22 protein-coding genes, 2 tRNA genes and 1 riboswitch are annotated in these 25837 nt (G+C 63.2%); of the genes, 10 read left to right on the plus strand and 14 right to left on the minus strand.

The window, feature by feature from the left end:
- Positions 1–153: 153 nt before the first annotated feature.
- The gene (gene aptA / locus ACR9ZN_RS15450; protein WP_441772013.1) at positions 154–1479 is read right to left on the minus strand and encodes an omega-aminotransferase AptA; all 1326 of its coding nucleotides are present in this window, start codon (positions 1477–1479) and stop codon (positions 154–156) included.
- A gap of 284 nt (positions 1480–1763) precedes the next feature.
- Between aptA and ACR9ZN_RS15455 the strand changes: the two genes are divergently transcribed.
- The 6 genes from ACR9ZN_RS15455 to ACR9ZN_RS15480 all read left to right on the plus strand — a co-directional run bounded on the left by ACR9ZN_RS15455 (position 1764) and on the right by ACR9ZN_RS15480 (position 5566).
- Positions 1764–2315 (plus strand): cupin domain-containing protein, encoded by a 552-nt coding sequence (locus tag ACR9ZN_RS15455; protein ID WP_481272608.1) that lies wholly within the window; start codon positions 1764–1766, stop codon positions 2313–2315.
- Positions 2316–2353: 38 nt separating this feature from the next.
- Positions 2354–2998 carry an HTH-type transcriptional regulator RutR gene (gene rutR / locus ACR9ZN_RS15460; protein ID WP_454814850.1) on the plus strand — a complete coding sequence of 215 codons (645 nt, stop codon included), beginning with the start codon at positions 2354–2356 and terminating at the stop codon, positions 2996–2998.
- Positions 2999–3014: 16 nt separating this feature from the next.
- Positions 3015–3578 carry a hypothetical protein gene (locus tag ACR9ZN_RS15465; RefSeq protein ID WP_481272609.1) on the plus strand — a complete coding sequence of 188 codons (564 nt, stop codon included), beginning with the start codon at positions 3015–3017 and terminating at the stop codon, positions 3576–3578.
- Positions 3579–3950: 372 nt separating this feature from the next.
- Positions 3951–4019, plus strand: a tRNA-OTHER gene (locus ACR9ZN_RS15470).
- 4 nt (positions 4020–4023) lie between these two features.
- A tRNA-Ile gene (locus ACR9ZN_RS15475) sits at positions 4024–4086 on the plus strand.
- 319 nt (positions 4087–4405) lie between these two features.
- Positions 4406–5566, plus strand: coding sequence for a slipin family protein (locus tag ACR9ZN_RS15480; protein ID WP_481272610.1), 1161 nt, complete (start codon positions 4406–4408; stop codon positions 5564–5566).
- A gap of 32 nt (positions 5567–5598) precedes the next feature.
- Here ACR9ZN_RS15480 and ACR9ZN_RS15485 read toward each other — a convergent pair whose 3' ends face one another.
- The 6 genes from ACR9ZN_RS15485 to ACR9ZN_RS15510 form a co-directional block, all read right to left on the minus strand.
- On the minus strand, positions 5599–6273 hold the full coding sequence (locus ACR9ZN_RS15485) for a hypothetical protein (RefSeq protein ID WP_454814856.1): 675 nt from the start codon (positions 6271–6273) through the stop codon (positions 5599–5601).
- Positions 6274–6531: 258 nt separating this feature from the next.
- Entirely contained in the window at positions 6532–7851 is a 1320-nt protein-coding gene (gene preA / locus ACR9ZN_RS15490; RefSeq protein ID WP_454814858.1) for an NAD-dependent dihydropyrimidine dehydrogenase subunit PreA, read from the minus strand.
- Between the two features lie 11 nt (positions 7852–7862).
- Positions 7863–9212, minus strand: a complete 1350-nt coding sequence (locus ACR9ZN_RS15495; RefSeq protein WP_441772016.1) for an NAD(P)-dependent oxidoreductase — start codon at positions 9210–9212, stop codon at positions 7863–7865.
- Between the two features lie 203 nt (positions 9213–9415).
- Complete coding sequence (locus tag ACR9ZN_RS15500; RefSeq protein ID WP_481272611.1) at positions 9416–10249, minus strand: anti-sigma factor family protein; 834 nt, start codon at positions 10247–10249, stop codon at positions 9416–9418.
- Entirely contained in the window at positions 10246–10773 is a 528-nt protein-coding gene (locus ACR9ZN_RS15505) for an RNA polymerase sigma factor (RefSeq protein WP_454814860.1), read from the minus strand. Before ACR9ZN_RS15505 ends, ACR9ZN_RS15500 begins: the two co-directional genes overlap by 4 nt.
- A 146-nt stretch (positions 10774–10919) precedes the next feature.
- Positions 10920–11189 (minus strand): (2Fe-2S)-binding protein, encoded by a 270-nt coding sequence (locus ACR9ZN_RS15510; protein ID WP_434957287.1) that lies wholly within the window; start codon positions 11187–11189, stop codon positions 10920–10922.
- Positions 11190–11462: 273 nt separating this feature from the next.
- On the opposite strand from ACR9ZN_RS15510, the gene bfr reads away from it, so the two are divergent.
- On the plus strand, positions 11463–11945 hold the full coding sequence (gene bfr, locus ACR9ZN_RS15515; protein WP_434957288.1) for a bacterioferritin: 483 nt from the start codon (positions 11463–11465) through the stop codon (positions 11943–11945).
- A gap of 82 nt (positions 11946–12027) precedes the next feature.
- On the opposite strand, the gene ACR9ZN_RS15520 is transcribed toward bfr, so the two are convergent.
- The 7 genes from ACR9ZN_RS15520 to ACR9ZN_RS15550 form a co-directional block, all read right to left on the minus strand.
- Complete coding sequence (locus tag ACR9ZN_RS15520) at positions 12028–12519, minus strand: GreA/GreB family elongation factor (RefSeq protein ID WP_434957289.1); 492 nt, start codon at positions 12517–12519, stop codon at positions 12028–12030.
- A 24-nt stretch (positions 12520–12543) separates the two neighbouring features.
- The gene (tal, locus tag ACR9ZN_RS15525) at positions 12544–13518 is read right to left on the minus strand and encodes a transaldolase (protein WP_441772019.1); all 975 of its coding nucleotides are present in this window, start codon (positions 13516–13518) and stop codon (positions 12544–12546) included.
- 349 nt (positions 13519–13867) lie between these two features.
- Complete coding sequence (locus ACR9ZN_RS15530) at positions 13868–14647, minus strand: class I SAM-dependent methyltransferase (protein ID WP_481272612.1); 780 nt, start codon at positions 14645–14647, stop codon at positions 13868–13870.
- 35 nt (positions 14648–14682) lie between these two features.
- On the minus strand, positions 14683–15486 hold the full coding sequence (locus ACR9ZN_RS15535) for an ABC transporter ATP-binding protein (protein ID WP_481272613.1): 804 nt from the start codon (positions 15484–15486) through the stop codon (positions 14683–14685).
- The gene (locus ACR9ZN_RS15540; RefSeq protein WP_481272614.1) at positions 15483–16505 is read right to left on the minus strand and encodes a FecCD family ABC transporter permease; all 1023 of its coding nucleotides are present in this window, start codon (positions 16503–16505) and stop codon (positions 15483–15485) included. The genes ACR9ZN_RS15535 and ACR9ZN_RS15540 overlap by 4 nt, the downstream gene beginning before the upstream one ends.
- A gap of 1 nt (position 16506) precedes the next feature.
- The gene (locus tag ACR9ZN_RS15545; protein ID WP_454814867.1) at positions 16507–17565 is read right to left on the minus strand and encodes an ABC transporter substrate-binding protein; all 1059 of its coding nucleotides are present in this window, start codon (positions 17563–17565) and stop codon (positions 16507–16509) included.
- 191 nt (positions 17566–17756) lie between these two features.
- Positions 17757–17987: riboswitch (cobalamin riboswitch) on the minus strand.
- Positions 17988–18095: 108 nt separating this feature from the next.
- Positions 18096–19064: a CobW family GTP-binding protein gene (locus ACR9ZN_RS15550; protein WP_454814869.1), complete on the minus strand. Its 969-nt coding sequence runs from the start codon at positions 19062–19064 to the stop codon at positions 18096–18098.
- 270 nt (positions 19065–19334) lie between these two features.
- Between ACR9ZN_RS15550 and recQ the strand changes: the two genes are divergently transcribed.
- The 3 genes from recQ (at position 19335) to ACR9ZN_RS15565 (ending at position 25699) form a co-directional block, all read left to right on the plus strand.
- A complete protein-coding gene (recQ, locus tag ACR9ZN_RS15555) occupies positions 19335–21191 on the plus strand; it encodes a DNA helicase RecQ (protein ID WP_434959673.1) in 1857 nt (618 codons plus the stop codon).
- A gap of 274 nt (positions 21192–21465) precedes the next feature.
- Positions 21466–25140, plus strand: coding sequence for an acyl-[ACP]--phospholipid O-acyltransferase (locus tag ACR9ZN_RS15560; protein ID WP_481272615.1), 3675 nt, complete (start codon positions 21466–21468; stop codon positions 25138–25140).
- Positions 25133–25699, plus strand: a complete 567-nt coding sequence (locus tag ACR9ZN_RS15565; RefSeq protein ID WP_481272616.1) for a TetR/AcrR family transcriptional regulator — start codon at positions 25133–25135, stop codon at positions 25697–25699. The genes ACR9ZN_RS15560 and ACR9ZN_RS15565 overlap by 8 nt, the downstream gene beginning before the upstream one ends.
- Positions 25700–25837 lie beyond the last annotated feature (138 nt).

The following is a 25837-nucleotide window of genomic DNA, read 5'->3' on the forward strand; positions in this document are numbered from 1 at the left end:
AAAAGGGCGGATGAGGGGTGGACGAGGCCCCTCCAATTGAAATTTCCGACGACGTCATCCCGTCAGGCGAGGCCGCAAGACCCCTCATCCCCCTGCCGGGACCCCGAGCGGTTCCGCAGGAGCTGCGGAGTCCCGCAAGGGGAGAAGGCAACGTCAATCCAGCGTCTTCAAGACGTCGCCGAGCGTCGCGACAAGCTCGTCGATCTGCACCTTGGAAATGATCAGCGGCGGCGACAGGGCGATGATGTCGCCGGTGGTGCGGATCAACAAGCCCTTCTCATAGGCCTTCAGGAAGGCCGAGAAGGCGCGCTTGGTGGGCTGGCCGGCAATCGGCTCCAGTTCGATCGCGCCGATCAGGCCGAGATTGCGGATGTCGATGACATGCGGCAGGCCCTTCAGCGAATGGATCGCGTCTTCCCAATAAGAAGCGAGATCGGCAGCACGGGTGAGCAGACCTTCTTCGGTATAGGTGTCGAGCGTGCCGAGCGCTGCGGCACAGGCCACCGGATTGGCCGAATAGGTATAGCCGTGGAAGAGCTCGATGAGGTGCTCGGGGCCCGTCATGAAGGCATCGTAGATCTCCTTCTTGGCGAACACCGCGCCCATTGGGATCACGCCCGAGGTGATGCCCTTGGCTACAGTCATCATGTCCGGGGTCACGCCGAAATAGTCGGCGGCGAAAGGCGTGCCGAGGCGGCCGAAACCGGTGATGACCTCGTCGAAGATCAGGAGGATGCCATGCTTGTCGCAGATGGCGCGGATGCGCTCGAGATAACCCTTGGGCGGCAGCAGCACGCCGGTAGAGCCGGCGATCGGCTCGATGATCACGGCCGCGATGGTGGAAGCGTCGTGCAGGGCGATGACACGCTCCAGATCCTCGGCATATTCGGCGCCGTGCTCGGGCAGGCCGCGGGAGAAGGCGTTGCGGGTGAGGTCATGGGTATGGCGGATATGATCGACACCGGTGAGCAGCGTGCCGAACATCTTGCGATTGGATACGATGCCGCCCACCGAAATGCCGCCGAAGCCGACGCCGTGATAACCGCGCTCGCGGCCGATCAGGCGGAAGCGCTGCCCCTCGCCGCGGGCGCGGTGATAGGCCAGGGCGATCTTGAGCGCGCTATCGACGGCTTCCGAACCGGAATTGGCGAAGAAGACGTGATCGATGCCCTGGGGCGTCAGCTGCACCAGACGCGAAGCCAGTTCGAAGGCAGCGGGGTGCCCCATCTGAAAGGCCGGCGCATAATCGAGCTCGGCCGCCTGCTTCTGGATCGCCTCTGTGATCTTGGGCCGGCCATGGCCGGCATTGCAGCACCAAAGGCCCGCCGTGCCGTCGAGCACCTGGCGGCCATCGGCCGTGGTGTAGTGCATGTCCTTGGCGGCGACGAACATGCGCGGATTGGCCTTGAACTGTCTGTTAGCCGTAAACGGCATCCAGAACGCTTCGAGGTTGTTGGTCGCGCGGATCGGGGCATTCATCGGGATCTCTCCGGAAGCTGCCGAGGTCCCGAAGGCTGGCGGGAAGCCCGGCTCGTTAAGCTGGCAATAGCTTTGCCTTGAATTTGGAAATTATGCCAACTCTTTGTTGTGGCAGCATCATTCCTATTTCGACCGCACTTCAATACCCGAGTTTTTGTTCTAGAACGAATGTTCAATAACAAGCGTTAGGTTTGCAAATTCCGGTGCATTGAATGCAAAGTGGAATTGTCGACGGCGTTCATGATATTTAACATTCTAAACAGGCCTGGACGAAGGACGGCACCATGCAGAACGTCGATTTGGGGTCATTGCTGCGGCGCGTGCGCGAGGCGCGCGGATTGTCGCAGCGCCAGCTCGCCAAGCGGGCGGGCATCTCCAATGCCACCATATCGCTGATGGAATCGAATGCGGTGAACCCTTCGGTCGGCGCCTTGAAGCGGGTACTCGATGCCTTGCCGATTGGTCTAGCGGAGTTTTTCGCCCTCGATGCCAATCCCGGACGCAAGGTGTTCTATCGCAACAAGGAGCTGATGGAGATCGGTCGCGGGCGCGTCTCCTATCGCCAGGTCGGTTCGGACCTGCGCGGACGCGCCCTGCAGATGATCTCCGAACTCTACCAGCCCGGGGCGGATTCCGGCAAAGTGCTGCTGCACCATCAGGGCGAGGAATGCGGCATCGTCATCCGCGGCCAGCTCGAAGTCACCGTGGGCGAGGATATGGCCGTGCTCGGCCCCGGCGACGCCTATTATTTCGACAGCCGTGAACCTCATCGGTTTCGTAATGTCGGCGACACGCCCTGCGAGTTGATATCGGCTTGCACACCGCCAAGCTTCTGAGCCATGAAGGGGTGGGGACAACGAAACAGGAAGCGCTCATGGCAGAGGGAGGAGAGGCCGGCCGGCAACGCAGCAAGACCAAGCTCGGCCTGGCCAATATCGACAAGATCCTCGACAGCGCCCTTTCGGCTTTCTCGAAACACGGCTTGCGCGGTACCCGTATCGATCAGGTCGCGGAAGCCGCCGGCATGTCGAAGACCAATCTTCTCTATTATTTCCGAACCAAGGACGCCCTTTACGAGGCCGTTCTCACCCGCACTCTGGAAGTCTGGGTCACGCCTCTGAAGGAACTCGATGCCGCACGCGGCCCGGTCGTGGCACTGACATCCTATATCGAGCACAAGCTCAAATGCTCTCGGCTCTATCCGGAGTCCTCCCGTCTGTTTGCCATGGAGATCATGCAGGGCGCCCCTCACCTGAAAAAGGTCCTGGCAACCGATCTCACCAACACCGTCCGGCAGAAATCCGTCATCATCCAAGGCTGGATCGCCGAAGGAAAACTGCGGCCGATCGAGCCTTATCACCTCCTCTTCATGATCTGGGCGACCACCCAGCATTATGCCGATTTCGCCACGCAGATCAGTGTCCTCACCGGCAAGGACCTCACCGATGAAGTCTTCTACCAGGAAACGCTGAAGACGCTGACCGAGACGATCCTGCGCGGCGTGCTGGCCGATCGTTGAAGGCGGAAGCGCACGCATGAAGCTGTTCAGGCGCCGATGGAGACAGGCCCGCTGGATCGCCAGGGAATCGGGTGCCGGCGCGCGCAGCTTCGCCAGGGGGTTCCTCAACGGTTTCCGCAATGGTTTCGGTGCGGCGCAGCGCGGCGAAGGCGACGCGTTCAAGCAGCGCAATCGCGAGGAATGGGACCAGTTCAAATCCGCGCTCGGCCCGATGATGCAGGAAGCCGGCGAAACCTTGCGTAACATCGACGAGGATCCATGCCGCTTCCTCCTGGTCGAGCGTGGCTTCCCTGCCCTGTTGTTCGACACCGGCCTTTACCTCGACGAGAAATATGCCGCGAGCCGGCCGGCGCCCGAACTGGCCGCCAGCGCCGTGATGACCTCGGCGCGCGGCGATTTCGGTCTCGAATTTCGGCAGGTGCCACGCGACGATAGCCGGGCCCGGTTCGATGTCTTCGTACCACCGGTTGGCTTCGGTTCGCTCGGTGGGCCGGGCGCGCCGACGGAGCTAGTCCCGGCGGCTGTCGCCAGCATCGAGAGGCGCTGCGTTTATCGGATGTCCTTAGCGTCATCACGCTGAGCAACCGAGGCCGTTAACGAGCTTTCGCTCCAAAGCAGTCTTCAGAAATGCTCGCCAACTTTTCAGCTAAGTGAGAATGCGTGGCTTCTACCCAAGTCAGATCCTGCGCAACAGCAACCAAATATAGCGCGCGCGCCCACGAGGCTGGGGGAGGCAGGTCGCGCCTTTGCTTGAAATATCCGGGTGCATGCACTCAACCCAAAAAGAATAAGGCCGAATTTCGGTACTGGTCCCTTGCGTAACTTCAAGCGTGCAGCTATAAGCCGCGCCCCGGTCATCCAGCCGGAACGATATCAGCGGCCGGAGTTCGAAACCTCCGCCCGCGCAGGCGGCTCTGCCGTCCTGTGTACGGATGTCGGGACGGGATCGGTTTGGGTTGTAGCTCAATGGCAGAGCGCCGGCGGGAGCCGGAGGTCGCGGGTTCGATTCCTGTCAGCCTAACCTCGGATAGCTCAGTGGTCGAGCAGTAGACTGATACTCTACGCACGAAGGTTCGAATCCTTCTCCAAAGCGCCTGAAAAACGCTTCGCCCTTGACGGTCCGGGAACTGGCATGCCGACGGTCTTCGGAAGAAGCTGCGCCCACGGGTGTTACCTCTGACGGAGAGCCTGAAGCCGTTCGCCCGCAGCCTGGCTTGCGGATATGGGCAAGACGTCCCGTGGCCGGCGACGTATCTTCGGATCCGCGCCCGCCACTCGGCCTTGCGCCCCGCTGCCGCCGGCCCGCCACGGGCAGACGTCACCGGTTCCCGGATCTTTGCCGGGACCAATCATCAACAACGGAAGGAACGATCGGCAGATGATCTGAGCTTGCCGAAAGGAGACGACATGACTTTTCTCGACCTGATTTTGCGGCGCCAGCGCGTCGTCGTGAAGGAAACCGAGCGTGCCATCGTGCTGCGCAAGGGCGAGGTGCGTGCCATTCTGGAGCCGGGCGAGCACGTCCTGGCCGGCCGGAAGGACGATACCGAAATCCTGCGCCATGACATTGAAGCAGGGCCGTTCAACTCTCCTCTCGAGAAGGCGTTGTTCGACAAGCTTCCGGCCGTGGCCGAGCGTCATTTGCAGCGGTTCCGCACCGAGCCGGGCATGATTGCCATCGTCGAGCGCGATGGTCTCGTCCATCTGGTGCTGGGTCCCGATCGCAAGCTCACCGTGTGGAAGGCGGCCGGCCCCTGGACCTCGACGTCCATCGCTCCGCCGGCCGACCTCGCCGTCGAGCCGGGCCTGATCCCTCGGCTGGTGCAGGCCCGCAAGGCTGAACTCGTGATCCTGCACGCCGTGCAGGATGGCCAGATCGGCCTGCTCTATGTCGACGGTGCTTTCATCCGTACGTTGGCGCCGGGTGTGCATGGCTTCTGGAACATCGGAAAGCCGGTACAGGTCAAGGCACTCGACGTGCGGCTGCGTTCGCTCGACGTCAACGGCCAGGAGATGCTGACGCGCGACCGGGTAACCATCCGCGTCAACATCGCGGCCGAGTTCCGCGTCGTCGATCCGGTGAAGGCTGTTACCACCGTCAAGGATTGCGAGGATGCGTTCTACCGCTCCCTGCAATACGCCTTCCGCAAGGCTCTGGGCGCCCTGACGCTCGACCAGTTGCTGGAACGCAAGACCGTCGTCGATGCCGAGGCCGCCGAAAAGGTGCGCAGCGACATGGCCGATATCGGTATCGAGGTCGGTGAGATCGCCCTGAAGGATGTAATCCTGCCGGGCGAGATGCGCGAGATCCTCAACCAGGTCGTGGCGGCTGAAAAGCAGGCCGAGGCCAATGTCATCCGCCGCCGCGAGGAGACGAACGCCACCCGTTCGCTGCTCAACACGGCCAAGGTGATGGCCGAGAACCCGGTGATGCTGCGGCTCAAGGAGCTGGAGGCCTTGGAGGCGATTGCCGGCAAGGTCGAGCGCCTGACGGTGCATAACGGGGTCGGCGGCCTGATGAACGATCTCGTCAAGCTGCGGGATCTTTCGCCGGCGGACAACAAGTGAGATGGGCGGGTCCTGCGACCCGTCCATTTTCGTCAATGCGCGGCCAGGAAGGCTTTCATGTAGAATCCTGCTTCCTGGCTGCCATAAGCCTTGTCGGGTGCCACCGGGCAGGCCCGGCGCGCGAGGCAGCCGCCTTGTCTGCAGGCCGTACCCTGCGGCGAGCGCACATGGGCGGCACAGCGTTCCACATCATAGCCCGCCAGTGTGAAGGCGCCGACCGGACAGTTGTTCAGGCAGGGCTTGGCCGCACAGCTCTCACACGGATGGACCACCCTTGCGAGCGGCGGCAGCGCCAGCCTTTGCGCAAAGCCGAGCGCACCGCGATAGCTGTGCCAGAGACCATGCACGGGGTGCACATAGATGCCGAGCGGCGAAGCGAAGACAGTATCGCCGCGTTGCGCCCAGCGCTGAAACGGCAAATAAGGCGGGCCGCCGAAGGGATAGAGGGCGACGGCGCTAAACTCGTTTGCCATCGCGTCAATCACCCGCGCGGACCAACGATCCAATGGATGCAGTGCGCCATCGGCAGCCTCGTGTGAAGCCGCGAAGGCCGGCCATTGCCGGCCACCGGTCCAGCCGAGCAGTACCAGCGTTTCGACTGACCCGGTATCGAGCGCCGGGACGCCGTCCTCAGGTCGGGGATGGAAGGCACCCCTCACTGAGAGACCGACGACTTCGGCGTGTTCTGCAATCTGATCCAGCGTCATGGGCCCGGCGTGATTTCCCGATGAGAGCGCTGCATCCTGTTGTGGGTGGAGAGAGATGACAATCTCATTCTGCGCTGTTGGGCTTCACCCCTCATCCGGCTGCTGCCACCTTCTCCCGCAAGGGGAGAAGGGAATTTATTGGGCCGGGATATTGTAGCGCGGCCCTGTTCAAGCAAACTCGCCTATCCGAGCAGAGCCCCTTCTCGATTTGTGGGAGAAGGTTCCAGCAGGGTGATGGGAGGTGAAGCAGCGTGCCACCTACTCCGCCGCGGCAGGAGCCTTGGCGTACACCGCCGGATTGTTGGGATGCTCCTTCCAGGTGCGATGCCCGCCCACCGGCCTGCCGGTACGCTTGTCGACCCCGGAGGTCACCGGTTCGAGCGTGATGCAGTTCTCGATCGGGCAGACCACGGCGCACAGATTGCAGCCCACGCACTCTTCCTCGATCACCTCGAACTTGCGCTCGCCGGCGACCATGTTGGTGATGGCCTGGTGCGAGGTATCCTCGCAGGCAATGTGGCAGCGGCCGCATTTGATGCAGGCATCCTGGTCGATATGGGCCTTGACCACATATTCGAGATTGAGGTGCTGCCAGTCGGTCACCTGGGGGATGGCCTTGCCGACGAACTGGTCGACCGAGGTATAGCCCTTCTCGTCCATCCAGTCGGACAGGCCCGAGATCATCTCCTGCACCACCTTGAAGCCATAGACCATGGCTGCCGTGCAGACCTGCACGGTGCCGCAGCCGAGCGCCATGAATTCCACGGCGTCACGCCAGGTCTCGACGCCGCCGATGCCGGAGATCGGCATGCCGCGCGTCGCCTCGGCTCTCGCGATCTCCGAAACCATGCTGAGTGCGATGGGCTTCACCGCCGGGCCGCAATAGCCACCATGGGTGCCGAAGCCATCCGTATTCGGCCAGGGGCGCATAGTGTCGATGTCGACCGAGACGATGGAGTTGATGGTGTTGATCAGCGATACCGCGTCGGCGCCGCCGCGCCTGGCCGCCTCGGCTGGCTTGCGCACGTCGGTAATGTTGGGTGTCAGCTTCACGATCACCGGCATGCGGGTATATTGCTTGCACCAGCGCGCAACCATCTCGACATATTCAGGCACCTGCCCGACGGCCGAGCCCATGCCGCGCTCCGACATGCCGTGCGGGCAGCCGAAATTCAGCTCGATGCCGTCGGCCTCGGTGTCCTCCACGAAGGGCAGGATCGACTTCCAGGCGTCTTCCTCGCAGGGCACCATCAGGGAGACGATCAGCGCCCTATCCTTCCAGTCGCGCTTGACTTGCTTGATCTCGCGCAGGTTGACCTCGAGCGGCCTGTCGGTGATCAGCTCGATATTGTTGAAGCCCATCACCCGGCGGTCCTGGCTGTGCCAGGCGCCGTAGCGCGGGCCGTTGACGTTGACCACCGGCGGCCCCTGCTCGCCGAGTGTCTTCCAGACCACGCCCCCCCAACCCGCCTTGAAGGCACGGACGACGTTGTATTCCTTGTCGGTTGGCGGCGCGGAAGCCAGCCAGAACGGATTGGGAGACTTGATGCCCAGGAAATTGGTGCTGAGATCGGCCATGTCTTTTCTCCTCACGCAGCTTTGGCTTGGGACTTAAGGGCTTGATCGATCGAAAGCGCGGCCTGCTTGCCGTCCTCGACCGCAGCCACCGTCAAATCTTTGCCGCCGGCGATACAGTCGCCACCGGCCCAGATGCCGGGCACCGAGGTGCGTCGTTCGGCGTCGACGGTAATTCGTCCCTTTTCCAGCGTGAGCGGCACGCCGTTGACCTCCCCAGGCAGGAAGGACTGCCCGATCGCGGTGAAAAGCTGGTCGCATTCGAGCCTGAGGGTCTCGCCGGTACCCGTGAGTCGCCCGCCCTGCTCGCTGGTATATTCGAGCTCGACAGCCACCAGCCTGCCATCCTCAGCATGCAGCCGCGCAGGCTTGAGCCAATGGCGGATCAGCACGCCGTCGGTCTGGGCGAGTTCCTGCTCGTAATTGGAGGCATTCATCTGCTGCTGGCCGCGGCGATAGGCGATGGTCACGCTTTCCGCGCCCAGGCGCTTGGTCTGCGAGGCGATGTCGATGGCGGTCATGCCGCCGCCGATCACCACGATGCGGCGGCCGACCGGCAAATCCGCAAGGTCTCCCGCCTGACGCAGCGCGGCAATGTAGTCGACAGCATCGATCACGCCCTCGATACCTTCTTCCAGGCCGAGATCGTTGGTGTCCCCCAACCCCATGCCGAGGAAGACCGCGTCGAATTGCTTGGCGAGATCCGAGAGTTCGATGTCGCGCCCGAGGCGCTTGCCATAGTCGATGGTGATGCCGCCGATCGCCGTGATGTAATCGACCTCGGCCTGCGCAAAGCCGCCGGTGCTCTTATAGGCGGCGATGCCGTATTCGTTGAGGCCGCCGGCTTTCTCACGCGCCTCGAACACTACGACCTCATGGCCCAATGTTGCCAGCTTGTGGGCACAGGACAGGCCGGCCGGACCGGCGCCGATCACGGCGACGCGCCTGCCGGTGGGAGCACCGCGCTTGAACAATTGCCTGCCCTTGGCGAAGAGCTCGTCGGTGGCATAGCGCTGCAGGTTGCCGATCTCGACCGCCCTGCCCTCCGAGGTTTCCTTGACGCAGGCTTCCTCGCACAGCGTCTCGGTCGGGCAGACACGAGCACACATGCCGCCCATGATGTTGGATTCCAGGATGGTCCGCGCCGCTCCAACCGTGTTGCCGGTCATGATCTCGCGGATAAACATCGGAATATCGATCGAGGTGGGGCAGGCCTTCACACAGGGCGCGTCATAACAGAACAGGCAGCGCTCGGCGGCAACGCGCGCCTCATGCCTGTCGAAGGCCGGATGAAGGTCTGAGAAATTGCTGGCGAGCGTGGGGGAATCGAGACGGCCCCGCGCAATGTCGGATCGTGCAGTCATCTGAACCTCTGGTAATCAGCTCTTTATTTTTTACCAGTTGATCAAAAGAACGAGTCGCTGTCAATCACACTTTTGAACGGCTCCAGAGTAAGAATCCGCCTGCTCTGCCAGCTCGGCAAGCGCAATTGGAGGCAGCTCTTCAGACCGGCCTGGAACCGCTACACATTGCAAGGGGTAGGGCGGGTCCAAAGACCCGCCCACTGTCACGCCGCGATCTGTTTTGCCAGCATGGCGGCAAGCTTTTGCATGATCTCGTCCGGCCCGTGGCCGATCAGCATGTAGGAACGCTCGGCATCCGACCAGTAGACCACGTTGAAGCCGTTGCGCTGTTCGAGCGTGGGTGCGCTCGCCGTGCCGGGATTGTTGGCATAGATGCAGAAGGCCAGCGGGCCAGTCAGTTCGTCGAGATAGGCGATCTCGACCAGGGGCGCATTGTCGTAGTGGAAGAGTTCGACGCGCTTGAGCTCCTGGGCCGGCAGGTTGACCTTTTCGGGTGTCAGCGGGAAGCCGAGCCGGCGGGTCGCCGCGGCAAGATCGCGCTGCGCGGTGGAGACATCGTTCGGCATCCAGTCGAGCGTCTGCGACGTCGTCAGCCCCCAATATTCCGCTACCGTCGTGCGCCAGGCATCCGGCCCTTCATGGTCGCTGTGCTGCGCCGAAGGGAACGGCCACAGACCGGGCGGCGCGTAACGGCCAACCCCGGCTCCGACCACGAACAAGGCGAGCGCCGCCGCGACCGCTGCCGGCGGGATGCGCCAGCCAGAGCGCCGTGCATTGTCATTGACCACCGGCGCCGGAATCGCCGTCTGGCTTTCGGCAAGAAGCGCTTCAAGACGTTGCCGGGGCGCGTGCGCCGCCAGAGTATCGTAGCTCTGTTTGAACGGGAGCGAACCGGCCGCGAGCGCGTCCAGTCTCGCCTTCAGAGTCGGCTCCTGGGCAAGGCGGACCTCCAGCCCCGCGTGCTCTTCAGGCGACAGAGCTCCATCCAGAAAGGCGACGAGGCTGGCGTCATCGGGTCCCATCTCCTGCGTAGTCATGATGCCTCCCCCGCACCGCCCTCCGGCGTATCCTTGTTTAGATGAGCGAGCCTGAGCCTGGCCGAAGCCAGGCGGCTCATGACGGTTCCGATTGGTACGGCCAGCATGTCCGCCGCCTCGGCATAGCTGAGCCCTTCCGCATAGACCAGAAAGACGGTTTCACGCAGTGCTGCAGGCAAGGCCTGTACCTGCCTCAACACTTGGGCAGCCAAAATATTCGTTTCGAACTGCCGCGCACCATCAAAGGACAGGACGTTCTCGGCCTGCTCCAGCTCGACGGGGTTGCGCACCTTGTTGGCCCGGACCTCGTTGAGCCAGATCGAACGCTCGATGGCGAACAGCCAGCGATCGAGGCGGGTCCCCGGGATGAACTGGTGCGAGCGCTCGAGCGCCCTGAGGCAGGTGGCCTGCACCAACTCCTCCGCGAACTGCCCATTGCCCGACAGCACGAGCCCGAACCGCCACAACGCCACGAGATGCGTAGCAAGGCCGGTCCGAACGTCCTGGTCACCTGATTGGGGCATGAATCGCCTATGCCGATAGGGAGCGGCATTATTGTGGCGCGGCGGACAGGAAACGCAACCGTGAGGGGGAACCAGGATTTCCGACGATCAACCGCATTTGGAGGCTGCCTTACGAGCGCCTCGCGCACAATCGCCCGGGATGACGCCTATTCAGCGGCGTCGAGCATCACTTCGTCGGTATTGGCGGCTTCAACCATATCGCGCAGGGCGCAATCCTCGGTACACTCATGGCAACGCGCAGCCGCGCGTGCATCGGCGAGAATCTGCCGCACTGTGATCAGGCAACGGCCGCATTCCGGTCCGCAGCCCAGGCAACGATAGGCTTCCGTAGCCGAACGGGGACAACCCGGCTGCTCGGTCGCGAGCGTGCTGGTGAAATCCTCATCGGTCAAAACACGGCAGGAACAGACGATCATTCGCAGCGATCTTGGGTTCGAGCAAAGGCAGTGACGAGAGTGATGTGGACGGACGAGCTCACCTTGTCAATGGCCCGACGCAACAATAGAATCGTTATAAATCAGTAGTTTAGAACGAGAATAAACTGGGAAACCCCTGGGTGGCCACTGGAGGCTTCGTGCCTTCCCCTCCCCTGGCAAAATCCTCCGGACAAATTTGCCGCGTCTGGGGGCTTGCCTAAATTTAGAATTCTTCTAATGTATTTTCAGTCCACCAAGTATGGAGAAACGCTCATGAAGGGCGACAAGAAGGTCATCGATTATCTCAACAAGGCCTTGCGGAGCGAGCTGACCGCGATCAACCAATATTGGCTGCATTACCGGATCTTCGACAATTGGGGCCTGCTGGGCCTTGCCAAGAAGTGGCGCGCCGAATCGATCGAGGAGATGCAGCACGCCGACAAGCTGACCACACGCATCCTCTTCCTTGAAGGCTTCCCGAACATGCAGACGCTCGATCCGCTGCGGATCGGCCAGACTGTGAAGGAAGTTCTCGAGTGCGACCTTGCCGCCGAGCGCGAGGCTCGCGCCCTCTATCAGGAGGCTGCGGAATATTGCCGCACCGTCAAGGATTTCGTCTCCGAAAATCTGTTCAAGGAGCTGATGACCGACGAGGAAGGCCATATCGACTTCCTGGAAACCCAGCTCGACCTGGTCGAGCGCCTCGGCATCCAGAACTACTCGCAGAGCCATCTCGGCGGCTTCGCGGAAGAGTAAGCTTTCCTGATTGCAGGGATGTGCATAGCAATGGCGGCCGCTGGCCGCCATTTTCGTTGGTCGGGTCTTTGGGTCCGGCCGGCTATTGCGGCTTGCCCTCCGGCGTCGTGTCGATCCCCACGATCTCGGCCTCCTGTGGCCCGACGCGAATCACCTCACCGACATCCTTGCCGAACAATGCCTTCGCCAGCGGCGAGACATGGCTGATCCGTCCCAATGCGGCATCGGCCTCATCCTCACCGACGATACGCCAGATGCGTTCGCGCCCGTCGGGATAGTGAAGCGTGACTGCCATGCCGAAGCGGATACCTGCATCGCCAGCGCCCGGGACCACCCGTTCCGCCGTTGCCCGGCGGGTGGCCCAGTAGCGGATTTCGCGTGATGCATTGCCCATGGCAATGCGATCGCCCGCGGCTTCGGCCGTGGCGAAAAGCGAACGCGCCTGTCTAAGCTCGGCCTCGATCATGCCAAGACCGCGCGCGGTAACGAGATTGCGCTCGCTCGAGACCGGCCGCTCGGGAAGGACCTGTGCGTCCTCCCCTTCCTGGCCGTCCTGGGTAAAGGCTCGGCTCACGATACGACGATCAAGCAGCCAAGGTCATGCGGCTTGGGCCGTGCCCTCGACGCGCTTGGCAAGGAGCGTACGCAGCTTGCCCAGATCCTTGGCGAAGCCGCGAATGCCTTCGGCGAGCTTCTCGGTCGCCATCGCATCCTCGTTCATCGCCCAGCGGAAGGCGCGTTCGTCGATCTTGCCCGTCGTGGGGGCCGAAGCATGATTGTCGGGGGAGAGCTTGCGCTCCAGCGTGCCCTCGTCCGCCTCGAGTGCCTGCAGCAGGTTCGGGGCGATGGTGAGACGATCGCAACCGGCCAGCGCCTCGATCTCGCCGGTGGAACGGAAGGAAGCGCCCATCACCACCGTCTTGACGCCACGTGCCTTGTAGTCGGCATAGATGCCCCTGACCGAGATCACGCCCGGATCTTCTTCCGGCGTGAAGGTACGGCCGTCATTCTTGACATGCCAGTCGAGGATACGGCCGACGAAGGGCGAGATCAGGAACACGCCGACATCGCCGCAAGCCACGGCCTGGGCCTGAGAGAACAACAGGGTCAGGTTGCAGTCGATCCCTTCCTTCTGCAGCACCTCGGCCGCACGGATGCCCTCCCAGGTCGAGGCGATCTTGATCAGGATGCGATCGCGCTCGATGCCGCGGGATTTGTAGTCGGCGATGATGGCATGCGCCTTGGCGATGGTCGCCTGCGTATCGAAGGAGAGGTCGGCGTCGACCTCCGTCGAGACACGGCCGGGAACGAGCTTGGTGAGTTCCGCGCCGAAGGAGACGGCCAGGCGATCGGCGATGGCTGCGACGGTGCCTTCCTTGCTGCCGCCCTGCTTGCCGCCCCAGCTCACGGCTTCCGCGATCAAATGGTCATAGGCCGGCATCTCGGCGGCCTTGAGCAGCAGGCTCGGATTGGTGGTGCAATCGACCGGCTTGAGCGCCTTGATCGAGTCGATATCGCCGGTATCGGCAACTACGACCGTCATGGCGCGCAATTGTTCGAGTTTCGAAGCCATATGTAACGTCCTTGTTCACAGACCTTGATAGCGTCCCGGCACGGACCATAAACCCCAGCCCCGGCGGCGTCATCAGTTATCGTGCTTGTTTTCTCTCCCTACTCCAGAGGGAAGACAAGACGGGCTCTCTCGGTGCTTATCTGGTGGGTCGATCTCCAGATCGACCATCTTGGAAGCGCCGTGCTTGCCGGCAGGAAGATGCCGATCTGGAGATCGGCACACCTCGTTTCAGGCGCCTACACTCGCAAAGTTAGCGCCTATGGCACTCTCCGCCTGAGGTCCTTCGAGACTGATCTCGATCATATGGTTCCTGCCGGACAGCCATGCAAGGCGACCGGTCGCGGAGGCCTCACTTGCGGCAGCAGATGATGAAGCGCTGGTAGAGATGGCTACGCAGCCGGTTGCGCAGATCGGCCTGGCGCCTTTGGGCAGCGGCAATCGGCCGATGCGAAGAGATCACGATATTCCTGAAACCGGCCTGCTCCAGGAACGGAAGGAGATCGGCGCTCCGTAGCCCCCTACCGAAAGGCAGCCTCTCCATGATGCGGGCATGGCGCTCGCTCATCGCGCCGTCATAATAGGGATCGGCACCGCCGAGGCGGTCGATCAGGGCGATGAGCTTGGACGCCATCCGGCCGACCCTGGTGGGCCTGGCCCAATCCCCGTCGAAGAATAGCAATCTGCCGCCCGGCTTCAGCACGCGATACCAATCGGCAAAGGCCTTCTGCGGCTCGGTCAGTGTCCAGACCAGATGCCGGCAGACGACCGCGTCATAGGCGCCTTCCGGTTCCATGGTGTTCTCGGCGTCGCCGAGCCGGAAGCGCAGGCGCTGCCGGCCGGCATGCTTGCGACGGGCCACCGCCAACATGGCCTCGGAGAAATCCAGGGCCGTGACCTCGTGGCCGAGCGCCAGCAGCAGCTTGGTGATCTCGCCCGTCCCACAAGCCAGATCGAGGATCCGGCGCGGTTCGGTACCGAGATGATCGCGGATCGCCGCGGCCCAGGCCTCGAATTCCGGCCCTTCGGGAATATGATGCCCGAAGGCGCGGTCGAAGGTTTCCGAACGCCTCGACCAATAATCACGGATCTCTTCCTTGAGATCGAAATTCGCTGAACTGGCGCCCGTCATCCGTCGGCCCTCCTCATCTGTCGGTTGAGCCCGCGTCATGACGCAGCCGCGACCCAGCCCGGCCGCGGCACTGGAAGATCCGGATGCCGATAGCGGATGAAACAGCCACCGGTACCGTCGTGGACAACCTCAGCGGCGACACCGAAGACCGACTGGATGCGCGAAGCCGTCAGCACCTCGGACGGAGGACCGATCGCCTCGATCCGCCCCGCCTGCATCAGCGCGACCCGATCGCAGAACATCGCCGCATGATTGAGATCATGCAGGGCCGCCACGACAGTGAGGTTCTGGCGATGAACCAGATGCAGCAGGCCGATCTGGTGGCCGATATCGAGATGATTGGTGGGCTCGTCGAGAAGCAGGATTTCGGGCTGTTGCGCCAAGGCGCGGGCGATGTGGAGGCGCTGGCGCTCGCCGCCCGAGAGCGTATGCCACAGGCGAGCGGCAAGGCTGGTCATGGCAACCTCCTCCAGTGCGAGGTCGACGATGGCATCGTCCTTGCCAGACCAGGGCATGAAGGCACCCAGATGCGGCGTCCGCCCGAGTTCCACGGCCTGGCGGGCGGTAATGCGATCGGCCGTCTCGGCCTGTTGCTCGACCAGAGCGATCCGGCGCGCGATTTCGCGGCGAGCCAAGGCGTGGAGTGGCTGGCCCGACAGCAACACCTCGCCGCCCTGCGGGCGGCGGATACCGGCCAGCAGGGACATCAGGCTGGTCTTGCCCGAGCCATTCGGGCCGATGATGCCGAGCAACTCGCCCGGACGAACCTCCAGCGATACACCCTGCAGGATCGAGGCCCCGCCCGCCGACCAGGACAGATTGCGTGCCGACAGGCTCATGCCGTCGCCTTTCTCTGGCTGAGGATGAGAGCGAAGGCCGGCGCGCCGACAAGGGCCGTGATCACCCCGATCGGCAGGACCTGGCCGGGGATGATGATTCGGGACAGAATGTCCGCGACGATCATGAAGACGGCGCCGATCAGGGCGCTGGCCGGCAACAATCGCCCATTGCGCACGCCCACCACCATCCGCGCGGCGTGCGGAATCACCAGACCGACGAAGCCGATCGATCCGACGATGCTGACCATCACCGCCGTCATCATCGCCGCGACGCCGACGAGCACGACATAAGCGCGCCGGACGGAAATGCCGAGGGATGCCGCCGATTCCGTGCCGAAGGTGAAGGCATCAAGCGCGCGAGCGTGCCAGAGGCAGACCAGCAGCCCCACGGCCGTGATCGGCAGGGCCAGCCAGACATCCGGCCAGCGCACGCCCGAAAGATTGCCCAGCAGCCAGAACATGATGCCCCGCGCCTGTTCGGCATTGGCCGCCTTGGTGACGATGAAGGAGGTCAGGGCATTGAAAAGCTGAGACCCAGCCACGCCGGCGAGGATCACCGCGCCGGTTCCGCGCCCCGATCGCATCGCCAGCAAGGCGACGAAACCGAAGGCCACCAGCGCACCGAGAAAGGCGCCGGCCGGCAGGCTCAAAAATCCTGCGCCGAGGCCGAGAATGGCGACCCCAACTGCCCCCGTCGATGCCCCGGCCGAGATGCCGAGCACATAGGGATCGGCCAGGACATTGCGCAGCAGCGACTGCAGCACGACACCCGACAGCGCCAGGGCCGCGCCGCAGCAGGCCGCGACGACGGCGCGGCTCAGCCTGTAGTTCCACACGATGCCTTCATCGATGCGATCGAGAATGTAGCCGGCCCCCCACAGGCGGTTGGCCGCCGTCTTGGCCACCACCTCCATCGGGATGGCCGTCTCGCCGATGGCGGCGCCCAGCCAGAGCGCCAACACCAGCACGGCCAGCGCCAGCATGCCGATTGCCAGCAATCGCGTGACAGCGCGGTTCATCTCAACGCTTCAGGCCGAAACGCTGGATGGCATTGGCGAGCATCTCGATGCCGTCGACGACACGCACGCTCGGCTGCATGGCCTGGACGTCCATTTCCACGACATGGCCCTGCTTGACGGCCGGCATCAGGCTCGCCACCGGATCGGTCTTGAGGAAATTGAGCTTCACGGCGATGTCGTCGGCGGGATAGCGGCGACGGTCCATCCTGCCGGCGACGATGATGGTGGGATCGGCCTTGGCGACGGTCTCCCAACCGACGCTCGGCCATTCCTCCTCGCTTTCCACGATGTTCCGGACAGCCAGGACGGACATGATGTAGCCTGGGACGCTGTTCTTGCCGGCCATATAGGGATCGACATCGACCTTGGCGCTCGAAAACCAGAAGGCAGCCGAGACCTTGCCATCGCCGGCGGCGATCTTGCGGCGGGCAGCTTCCTCGCGTGCCTTCAGGTCCGCGATGACCTTCGAGCCGCGCTCCTGCACGTCGAAGATCTCGGCGAGTTCCCTGATCTCCTGATAGACCAGATCCATGGTGAAAAGGGTGCCGCGGGTGCCGTCGCCACCGCTGGAATTGTCCTTGCCGACGCAATCAGCGGGCGAAACATAGGTCTGGACACCTAGTTCCTCGAACTGCTCGGGCTTGCCGACGATGCCACTGGGGCCGACATGCCACTGGAACTGGGCGGTCACGAGGTCGGGTTTCTTGGCGATTACGCTTTCGAAGCTCGGATCATTGTCGGCCAGGCGCGGAATCTTGACGTTGGCCTCTTCATAGCCCGGCAGAACCGGGCCGAACCAGACGGCCGTCCCCACCACCTTGTCGGCAAGACCGAGAAGGTAGAGAACCTCCGTACCGCTCTGACCGACGGAGACAGTGCGCTGCGGAGCATGGTCGAAGGTGACGGTGCGTCCGCAATTGGTGATCTTGAGCGGATATTTGGTCGCCTGGGCGGCGGCTGGATCGATGCTCAGCGTCAGGCTGAAGCCGGCCGCAAGCATGACGGCGAAGCTCGACCAGCAGGCCTTGCTCCAGCGGGCCCTTGTCTTGGGAAAAGTCATGACGTTCTCTCGGTTCGCGATAGGAAGATGGCGCTGTTCGGCGCAGGGCCGAAAACGGGAAACGCCCTCAGGCCAAGCTATGGCAGAGGGTCTGATGGCGCGAAGCGGAGGGAACAGGTGGGCGACGGCCCGAGATGGCGGGAAGAAACGTCACATTGTCTCCTGTTCCGGGCATCCCCGCCCGTGACATGGGATTGATCGAGATGACGGCAGGTTTCCTGGCTCACGGATATCGGCCTTGCCTCTGCCTTCCCATGGGGTCACCCACAGTGGCATGGCGCTTTTGGCGCCACGAGGATGCTCGGCAATCCGCCTACAGTTGCGGGGGCAGCCACGGCATGGGCTTCGAGAAAGCCGGACCGTGTTCCCTATTACTCCCATCGGGCTCGCACCCGACGGGAACCGTCAGTGCCACAGTTACCGGGGTGTCCCGATCGCGGTCAAGCGAATATGCAAAGCGGGTGGCGGCCGATGGCGAGCCCTGTTTTCCCGCCTCAGCACGCGCCTTCCCTCACCTGGAGCAAAACGCTTTAGGCCCGACAGGCCAGGAACCCCTGTTCGATCACGTCTTTCGGCAGATTACGCCCGATGAACACCAAACGGCTCCTGCGCTCCTCTTCCGGCTTCCAGGGGCGCTGATGATCGCCCTCGATCAGCATATGCACACCCTGCACCACGAAGCGCTGGGGATCGCCGTCGAAGGCGATGATGCCTTTCAGCCGAAGCATGTCGGTGCCGAATTGCTGCACGATCATGTTCAGCCAGGGCATGAACTTGCCGGGGTCGAGCGGCTCGCGGGCAACGAGGGCGAAGCTGCCGACATGGTCGTCATGCTCATGGTCATGGAATCCTGCAAGAAAATCGGGTTCGGCTTCCAGGATGCGGTCGAGGTCGAAGGCACCGCGATCCAGCACCTTGTCGAGCGCGATATCGCAGCGGCGTGTCTCGTGGAGGGTAGCGGTGGGATTGATGCGGCGGATCCGCTTCACCACCCGTTCGAGTTCCCTGGCCGTGACCAGATCGGTCTTGTTGAGGAGGATCGTATCGGCAAAGGCGAGCTGCTCCTGGGCCTCATGCGCTGTCTCGATTTCGCCAAGCAGATGCCTGGCGTCGACCACGGTGACGATCGAATCGAGCCTGGTCTTGGCGCGCACATCGTCGTCGACGAAGAAAGTCTGGGCGACCGGCGCGGGATCGGCCAGCCCGGTCGTCTCGATCAGGATGGCATCGAAGCGGTCGCGCCGGCGCATCAGACCCTCGATGATGCGGATAAGATCGCCGCGCACCGTGCAGCAAATGCAACCATTGTTCATCTCGAAGATCTCCTCGTCGGTATCGACGACGAGATCATTGTCGATGCCGACTTCGCCGAACTCGTTGACGATGACAGCATATTTCCTGCCGTGGCTCTCGGTCAGGATGCGGTTGAGAAGCGTGGTCTTGCCTGCTCCGAGATAGCCAGTGAGGACGGTGACGGGTGTCTGCGGCGCGGGCTGCATGATGTCGGAATTCCTTGATCCGTTGCGAGCGCCCCCGGACATGACGATGCCGCGGGCGCCAGAATGGGCTTCATTTGTATGAAACGTTATAACATAACTATCTCTATCTCGGCAGACCGTCAACGGTGTTGCGGGTGTAACCCGCCTTCTGGCCGAAGGGCACATTGCCGGCATTCGCGACCGCGACCGCTCCACGGCAATTGCCTGTCAGCGTGGGAAATTGACGCGGGAGATTTTCGAATCATGGCCCCTGTCGGGTAAGTGTCCATGATGTCCCTGGAATGGAATCAGGCTCCAAAGGTGCATCCTGCAGGCATGACCCGCTCTTCTCCTCAAGATCCTCTCTCCGTCCTCAACGCCATATTCGGCTACAGCGCCTTTCGCGGCCAGCAGGAGGCGGTGGTGCGCCATGTCACCGAGGGCGGCGATGCGGTGGTGCTGTTCCCGACCGGGGCCGGCAAGTCGCTGTGCTACCAGATCCCGGCTTTGTGCCGGCGCGGCGTCGGCATCGTGGTCTCGCCGCTGATCGCCCTGATGCGCGACCAGGTCGAGGCGCTCAAACAGGCTGGCGTGCGCGCGGCGGCGCTCAATTCCTCGCTGTCGCGCGAGGAAGCCTACAAGGTCCGCCGCTCCCTGATGGACGGCAAGCTCGACCTGCTCTACGTCGCCCCCGAGCGTGTGGCGACACAGGGTTTCCAGTCGCTGATCGCCGATGCCGACATCGCGCTCTTCGCCATCGACGAGGCCCATTGCGTCAGCCAATGGGGTCACGACTTCCGGCCCGAATATCGCGAACTCGGCGGCCTCGCCGCTTCCTTCCCCGGTGTGCCCCGCATCGCCCTCACTGCCACGGCCGACCCGGTCACTCGCGCCGACATCATCGAGCGGCTCGGTCTCAACGAGGCCGAGGTCTTCGCCACCAGCTTCGACCGGCCCAACATCAGCTACGCCATCGTCGAGCGTGACAACGCCCGCCGGCAATTGCTGGCCTTCCTGGCTGCGCACAAGGGCAATAGCGGTATCGTCTACTGCCTATCGCGCGCCAAGGTCGAGGAAACGGCGCAATGGCTGAACGAGCAGGGTATCCGCGCTTTACCCTATCATGCGGGCCTGGAAGTGGCTGTTCGTAGCGCCAACCAGGACGCCTTCCTGGAGGAGGAAGATCTCTGCCTGGTCGCTACGGTTGCCTTCGGCATGGGCATCGACAAGCCTGATGTACGCTATGTCGCCCATCTCGATATCCCGGCCTCGGTGGAAGCCTATTACCAGGAGACGGGCCGCGCGGGGCGCGATGGCCTACCCTCGGATGCCTGGATGAGCTACGGCATGGCCGATGTGGTACAGCGCCGCCGCATGATCCAGGAGGGCAATGCGCCGGAGACGGTGAAGCGGGTCGAACTCGGCAAGCTCAACGCCCTGCTCGGCATCTGCGAAACCGCCGAATGCCGGCGCAAGGCCATCCTCGCTCATTTCGGCGAGACCCATCCCGGCCGTTGCGGCAATTGCGATACCTGCCTTTCGCCGGTCGAGAGCTGGGACGGCACCGATGCCGCGGTCAAGGCGATGGCCGCTATCTACCGCACCGGTCAGATGTTCGGCGCCGCCCATATCATCGACGTGCTCACCGGCAAGGTCACGGAGAAAGTCCAGCGCTTCGGCCACGACAACCAGCCTGTCTTCGGGGCCGGCAAGGACATCGAGGCGCGTACCTGGCAATCTGTGCTGCGCCAGCTCACCGCCGCCGGCCTCGTCAATGTCAACCACGAGGCTCATGGCGCCCTGATCCTCGCCGAAGAGGCCCGGGCCGTGTTCAAGGGCGAGCGGCAAATCGTCTTCCGCCGCGACCGGCCACGCAAGAGCACCGAGGCAAAACGCGCTCGGCGGGGTGAGGTCGAGATGTCGGAACGCGACGGCGCCCTGTTCGCCGCCCTTCGCACCGAGCGCAGTCGACTCGCCCGCGAGCAAAGCGTGCCGCCCTACATGATCTTTGCCGACACCACATTGCGCGCCATGGCGAGCGAGCGCCCCGGCACCCTGCCCGAATTTCTGGCCCTACCGGGCGTGGGGCAGGCGAAGCTGGAGCGCTACGGCGAACTCTTCCTGGAAGTCGTCAGGCGCGAAGGCTAAAGCGTTTTGCGAAGAGACGGGATCACCAAGAATTGCAAAGACGCGTCGAAACAAAGAGTTAGAGGAAATAAGCGTTCACACTTGAACGCGTTTTGCTCTAGGATGGCCACGCGATACCGATGGCTCCAGCCATTGTGCAGCGGCGCACATGCCGGACCTGCGCCAACCTCCCCCGCCTTGACGCCGTTTACCATACATTTTAAGTTAGTGAACGAACGCTAACTTAAATGCGATTCTCCCGCGCCCGGTACGCGCCCATCCAGGAACCACGCCGATGCTCGCATCGCTGATGTCCGCCCGCCGCTTCTGGCCCCTGTTCTGGAGCCAGTTCTTCAGCGCCTTCAACGACAATTTCATCAAACAGGCCCTGATCGTCCTGGCTGTCTACGGCATCGCCCAGACGGCGCCGATGGAAGGCAGCAACAGCCTGGTTTCCCTGGCAAGCGCCCTGCTGGTCGCACCGGGGCTGATCCTGTCCGGTCTGGCGGGCCAGATGGCCGACCGCTACGACAAGGCCGTCGTGGCGCAACGCATCAAGCTGGTCGAGATTGTCATCATTGCCATCGCTGCTGTCGGCTTCGCGATGCATTCGGTTCCCGTGCTGCTCTTCAGCATGTTGGCGATGGGGGTCCTGGGAACCCTGTTCACTCCAGTCAAATACGGCATCCTGCCCGACCATCTCGCGCCTGAAGAACTGCCGGCCGGCAATGGCCTGATCGAAGCCGGTACCTTTCTTTCGATCCTGATCGGCACACTCGGTGCCAATATCGTCGCACCCGATCTGCCCAGCCCGCTGGTAGCCGGCGTCATGATCGTGATCGCCGTGGCGTGCTGGTGGTTCGCTCGCGCAATTCCACCGACGGGACAAGCGGCGCCGGACCTCAAGGTCGATTGGAATGTCGTGCGTTCCAGCTACCAGTTGGTCCGCCTGGTCGCAGCCGACCGTAAGCTCCTGATCGGATCGCTCGCCGTAGCCTGGTTCTGGCTGATCGGCATTGTCATCCTATCCCTGACGACATCGCTCGCCCATGATGTCATCGGCGGCGACAATACGGTGAACTCGCTGTTCTTCACCGCTTTCTCGATTGGCATCGCCCTCGGTTCGATCCTGGCGGCCCGCCTCGCCGCCGGCCGCATCATCCTGCTGCTCTCGCCGATCGGTTGCATCCTGATGGGCGTGTTCTGCCTTGTCGTAGCGGTGATCGCCTTCGCGACCACGCGCTCCGAAGTGCCATTGGGCGTCATGAGCTACCTTGCCAGCGCCAACGGCATTCAGACCACGCTCGTGCTGATCCTGACTGCCGTCGCAGCAGGTCTGTTCATCGTTCCCGCCTACGCCGCCGTACAGCACTGGGCTCCCAAGGATGAACGGGCCCGCGTCATCGCCGGCGGCAACGTGATCACCGCCATATTCATGGTCGCAGGCGCCGGTGGCCTCTCCCTGCTGCAATCCCAATTCGGCCTGACCACGCCGGTCGCGTTTCTGGGCATCGCCATCCTCAACATCATCGCCGGCATCGTCCTGCTCTACGTCCTGCCGATGAGCCGCTTCCGTGACCTCATCCTGCTGCTCTACCGGCTGATCTATCGCCTCGAGGTCAAGGGCATCGAGAACCTGGAGACGCCGACACCCCATCGCATCATCGCGATCAATCATGTCAGCTTTCTCGATGCCGGCCTGGTCCTGGCCCTGCTTGACAAGGACCCGGTGTTCGCCATCGATCACACAATCGCCAAGGCCTGGTGGGTCAAGCCCTTCCTGAAGATCTGCCGGGCCTATCCGCTCGACCCCACCAAGCCGATGGCGACGCGCGGGCTGATCAATGCTGTAAAGGCCGGCGAAACCCTGGTGATCTTCCCCGAGGGGCGGCTCACCGTCACCGGCGCCTTGATGAAGGTCTATGACGGTGCCGGCCTGATCGCCGACAAGTCGCATGCCGACATCGTGCCCATGCGTATCGACGGCCTGGAGCGCACGCCCTTTACCAGGCTCGACGCCAACAAGGTCTCGCGCCGCTGGTTCCCGAAGGTGACGGTGACCTTCACCGAGCCGACACGCCTCACGATCGACGAGACCCTGCGCGGCAAGAAACGCCGCCAGGCCGCCGGCGCCGCCCTCTACGACGTGATGTCGGACCTCATCTACAAGACGAGTTCCGTCGACACCGATCTCTTCCGCGCTTTGGTGGCGGCTGCCGACAAATATGGCCGCAAGCGGGTGGTGCTGGAGGATCCGGTCAGCGGCAGCCTCACCTATAAGCGCCTGCTCATCGGCATCAACGTCCTCGGACGCAAGTTCGAAGCCTTCACAGCGCCTGGCGAACATGTCGGCGTGCTCCTGCCCAACGCCAATGCCGTCGCCGTCACCTTCTTCGCCCTGCAGTCGATCGGTCGCCTTCCGGCCATGCTGAACTTCTCGGCCGGCCAGGCCAACCTGATCTCGGCCTGCAAGACCGCGCAGGTGAAGACGGTGCTATCGTCCCGCGCCTTCGTGGAGAAGGGCCGGCTCGGTGACGTCGTGGCCGCGATGGAGGCGCATGTCCGCTTCGTCTGGCTGGAGGATGTGCGCGCCGAAGTCGGCACCGCCGACAAGCTGAGGGGCCTCCTCGGCGCCGGACGGGCCCATGCCAAGCCCGCGCCGGACGCCCCTGCCGCCGTCCTGTTCACCTCGGGTTCGGAGGGGGCACCAAAGGGCGTGGTGCTGTCGCACCGCAACATTCTCTCCAACATCGCGCAGGTCGGCGCCCGCATCGATTTCGGCCCCGGCGACATCGTCTTCAACGTACTGCCGGTGTTCCATTCCTTCGGCCTGACCGGCGGCATGATCCTGCCGCTCGTCAACGGCGTCAGGCTCTATCTCTACCCAACACCGCTGCACTATCGCATCATTCCCGAGTTGATCTACGGCACCAACGCCACCGCCCTGTTCGGCACCGACACCTTCCTCGCCGGCTATGCCAAGATGGCCAACCCCTACGACTTCCGCTCGCTGCGCTATGTCGTGGCCGGCGCTGAGCCGGTGAAAGTGGAGACGCGGCGGGCCTATAACGAGAAGTTCGGTCTGCGCATCCTGGAGGGCTATGGCGTCACCGAGACCTCGCCGGTGCTGGCGCTGAACACGCCGATGTTCAACAAGAACGGCACCGTCGGCCGGGCACTACCCGACATGGAGACGCGGCTGGAGGAAATCCCGGGCATCGAGGAAGGCGGGCGCCTGCATGTGCGCGGCCCCAATGTGATGCTGGGCTATCTCAAGGCCGATCAGCCAGGCGAGATCACCGCGCCCGAGGAAGGCTGGTACGACACCGGCGACATCGTCACCATCGACCCGCAGGGCTTCATCGCCATCAAGGGCCGCGCCAAGCGCTTCGCCAAGATCGGCGGCGAGATGGTTTCGCTCGCCGCGGTCGAGTCGATGCTCGCCGATCTGTGGCCGGAGAGCCCGGTCGCCGTGCTGGCGACCCCCGATCCGCGCAAGGGCGAGCGGCTGGTGCTGATCACGCCGCACAAGCAGGCCAACCGCGCCGATGTGATCGCGCATCTGCGCTACAAGCACGCCGCCGAATTGATGATCCCCTCGGAGATCATGATCATCGATGCCATGCCGGTGATGGGCACCGGCAAGACCGACTATGTCGGCCTTAACAAGATGCTGAAGGAGCGCCAGGCCAATGCCAGTGCGGGCACCGGCGAGGCCAAGGTCACCCCCCCTGCTCCGCTGCCGGGCTTGCCCGATTCGTCCAAACCTGCCGAGATTCTGCCCGCCGCGCCTTCATCTGCGCAGGGCAATGGCACCGAGCCTGACTCTCACCGCCCACAGCCCGCTCCGCTCGCCGCCCCGGCTCGTCCTGCCGCCGATTCCAAGACCCTCGCGGACAAGGCAGTCGAATCGGAAGCACCGGTTCCGGCCAAGGCCATCCAGGATGGAACGGGCGAGAACCATGCGTGACGGATCGAAGACCCGCGCCAAGATCGTGACGGAGGCCCTGCGCCTGTTCGCCGATAAAGGGGTGTCAGGGACCTCCATCCGCGATATCGCCGGCGCCGTCGGCGTGGCGGAGGCAGCTCTCTACCGCCATTTCGCCTCCAAGGACGCCCTGTCACGCTCCCTGTTCCTCGATGGCTATGCCAGGCTTGCGGCCGATATCCTCGCCGCCGACCAGGCCCATCCTCGGTTCGATGCCAAGATCATGCGGATCGTCGAGGTCTTCTGCGAACTTTTCGACGAGGATCGGGCCCTGTTCACCTTCCTGCTGCTCTCCCAGCACACCCATCTGGCCGAAGTGCCCGATGAAACCGACAAGAACGTCGTCGAGGCCGTGCGCTCGATTTTTGCCGGAGCCATGCAACGCAAGGACATTCCCCAGCGGGACGCCGACCTCTTGACCGCGATGGCGCTGGGCATCGTCGCCCAGCCCGCCATCTTCACCATCTATGGTCGTCTCCAAGGCCCGCTGCGCAATCGCGCTCCGGACATGGCGAAGGCCATTCTCGCACTGATGGGTTGAAAGAGGCGTTCGCGGGAATGCTCCTTCGCAAGAAACAGTGCTGCCGCAAGACAAGAACTGCCAGGCTGGTGACAGCCCGACCCTGCCGGAAAACCTCATATCTTCCGGCAGCAATACCCATTTTGTAATTGATCTAGC

This window comes from Labrys sp. HAY1-8F, assembly GCF_056754975.1.

Excerpts from the sequence above, each read along its gene's own strand:
- ACR9ZN_RS15545 (WP_454814867.1), bottom strand. The coding sequence starts at position 17,565 with ATGACTTTTCCCAAGACAAGGGCCCGCTGGAGCAAGGCCTGCTGGTCG.
- ACR9ZN_RS15565 (WP_481272616.1), top strand. The coding sequence starts at position 25,133 with ATGCGTGACGGATCGAAGACCCGCGCCAAGATCGTGACGGAGGCCCTG.
- ACR9ZN_RS15530 (WP_481272612.1), bottom strand. The coding sequence starts at position 14,647 with ATGACGGGCGCCAGTTCAGCGAATTTCGATCTCAAGGAAGAGATCCGT.
- ACR9ZN_RS15485 (WP_454814856.1), bottom strand. The coding sequence starts at position 6,273 with ATGACGCTGGATCAGATTGCAGAACACGCCGAAGTCGTCGGTCTCTCA.
- recQ (WP_434959673.1), top strand. The coding sequence starts at position 19,335 with ATGTCCCTGGAATGGAATCAGGCTCCAAAGGTGCATCCTGCAGGCATG.
- ACR9ZN_RS15495 (WP_441772016.1), bottom strand. The coding sequence starts at position 9,212 with ATGACTGCACGATCCGACATTGCGCGGGGCCGTCTCGATTCCCCCACG.
- preA (WP_454814858.1), bottom strand. The coding sequence starts at position 7,851 with ATGGCCGATCTCAGCACCAATTTCCTGGGCATCAAGTCTCCCAATCCG.
- ACR9ZN_RS15535 (WP_481272613.1), bottom strand. The coding sequence starts at position 15,486 with ATGAGCCTGTCGGCACGCAATCTGTCCTGGTCGGCGGGCGGGGCCTCG.
- ACR9ZN_RS15550 (WP_454814869.1), bottom strand. The coding sequence starts at position 19,064 with ATGCAGCCCGCGCCGCAGACACCCGTCACCGTCCTCACTGGCTATCTC.
- ACR9ZN_RS15480 (WP_481272610.1), top strand. The coding sequence starts at position 4,406 with ATGACTTTTCTCGACCTGATTTTGCGGCGCCAGCGCGTCGTCGTGAAG.
- ACR9ZN_RS15505 (WP_454814860.1), bottom strand. The coding sequence starts at position 10,773 with ATGCCCCAATCAGGTGACCAGGACGTTCGGACCGGCCTTGCTACGCAT.
- bfr (WP_434957288.1), top strand. The coding sequence starts at position 11,463 with ATGAAGGGCGACAAGAAGGTCATCGATTATCTCAACAAGGCCTTGCGG.
- ACR9ZN_RS15510 (WP_434957287.1), bottom strand. The coding sequence starts at position 11,189 with ATGATCGTCTGTTCCTGCCGTGTTTTGACCGATGAGGATTTCACCAGC.
- ACR9ZN_RS15455 (WP_481272608.1), top strand. The coding sequence starts at position 1,764 with ATGCAGAACGTCGATTTGGGGTCATTGCTGCGGCGCGTGCGCGAGGCG.
- ACR9ZN_RS15500 (WP_481272611.1), bottom strand. The coding sequence starts at position 10,249 with ATGACTACGCAGGAGATGGGACCCGATGACGCCAGCCTCGTCGCCTTT.
- aptA (WP_441772013.1), bottom strand. The coding sequence starts at position 1,479 with ATGAATGCCCCGATCCGCGCGACCAACAACCTCGAAGCGTTCTGGATG.
- tal (WP_441772019.1), bottom strand. The coding sequence starts at position 13,518 with ATGGCTTCGAAACTCGAACAATTGCGCGCCATGACGGTCGTAGTTGCC.
- ACR9ZN_RS15540 (WP_481272614.1), bottom strand. The coding sequence starts at position 16,505 with ATGAACCGCGCTGTCACGCGATTGCTGGCAATCGGCATGCTGGCGCTG.
- rutR (WP_454814850.1), top strand. The coding sequence starts at position 2,354 with ATGGCAGAGGGAGGAGAGGCCGGCCGGCAACGCAGCAAGACCAAGCTC.
- ACR9ZN_RS15560 (WP_481272615.1), top strand. The coding sequence starts at position 21,466 with ATGCTCGCATCGCTGATGTCCGCCCGCCGCTTCTGGCCCCTGTTCTGG.
- ACR9ZN_RS15465 (WP_481272609.1), top strand. The coding sequence starts at position 3,015 with ATGAAGCTGTTCAGGCGCCGATGGAGACAGGCCCGCTGGATCGCCAGG.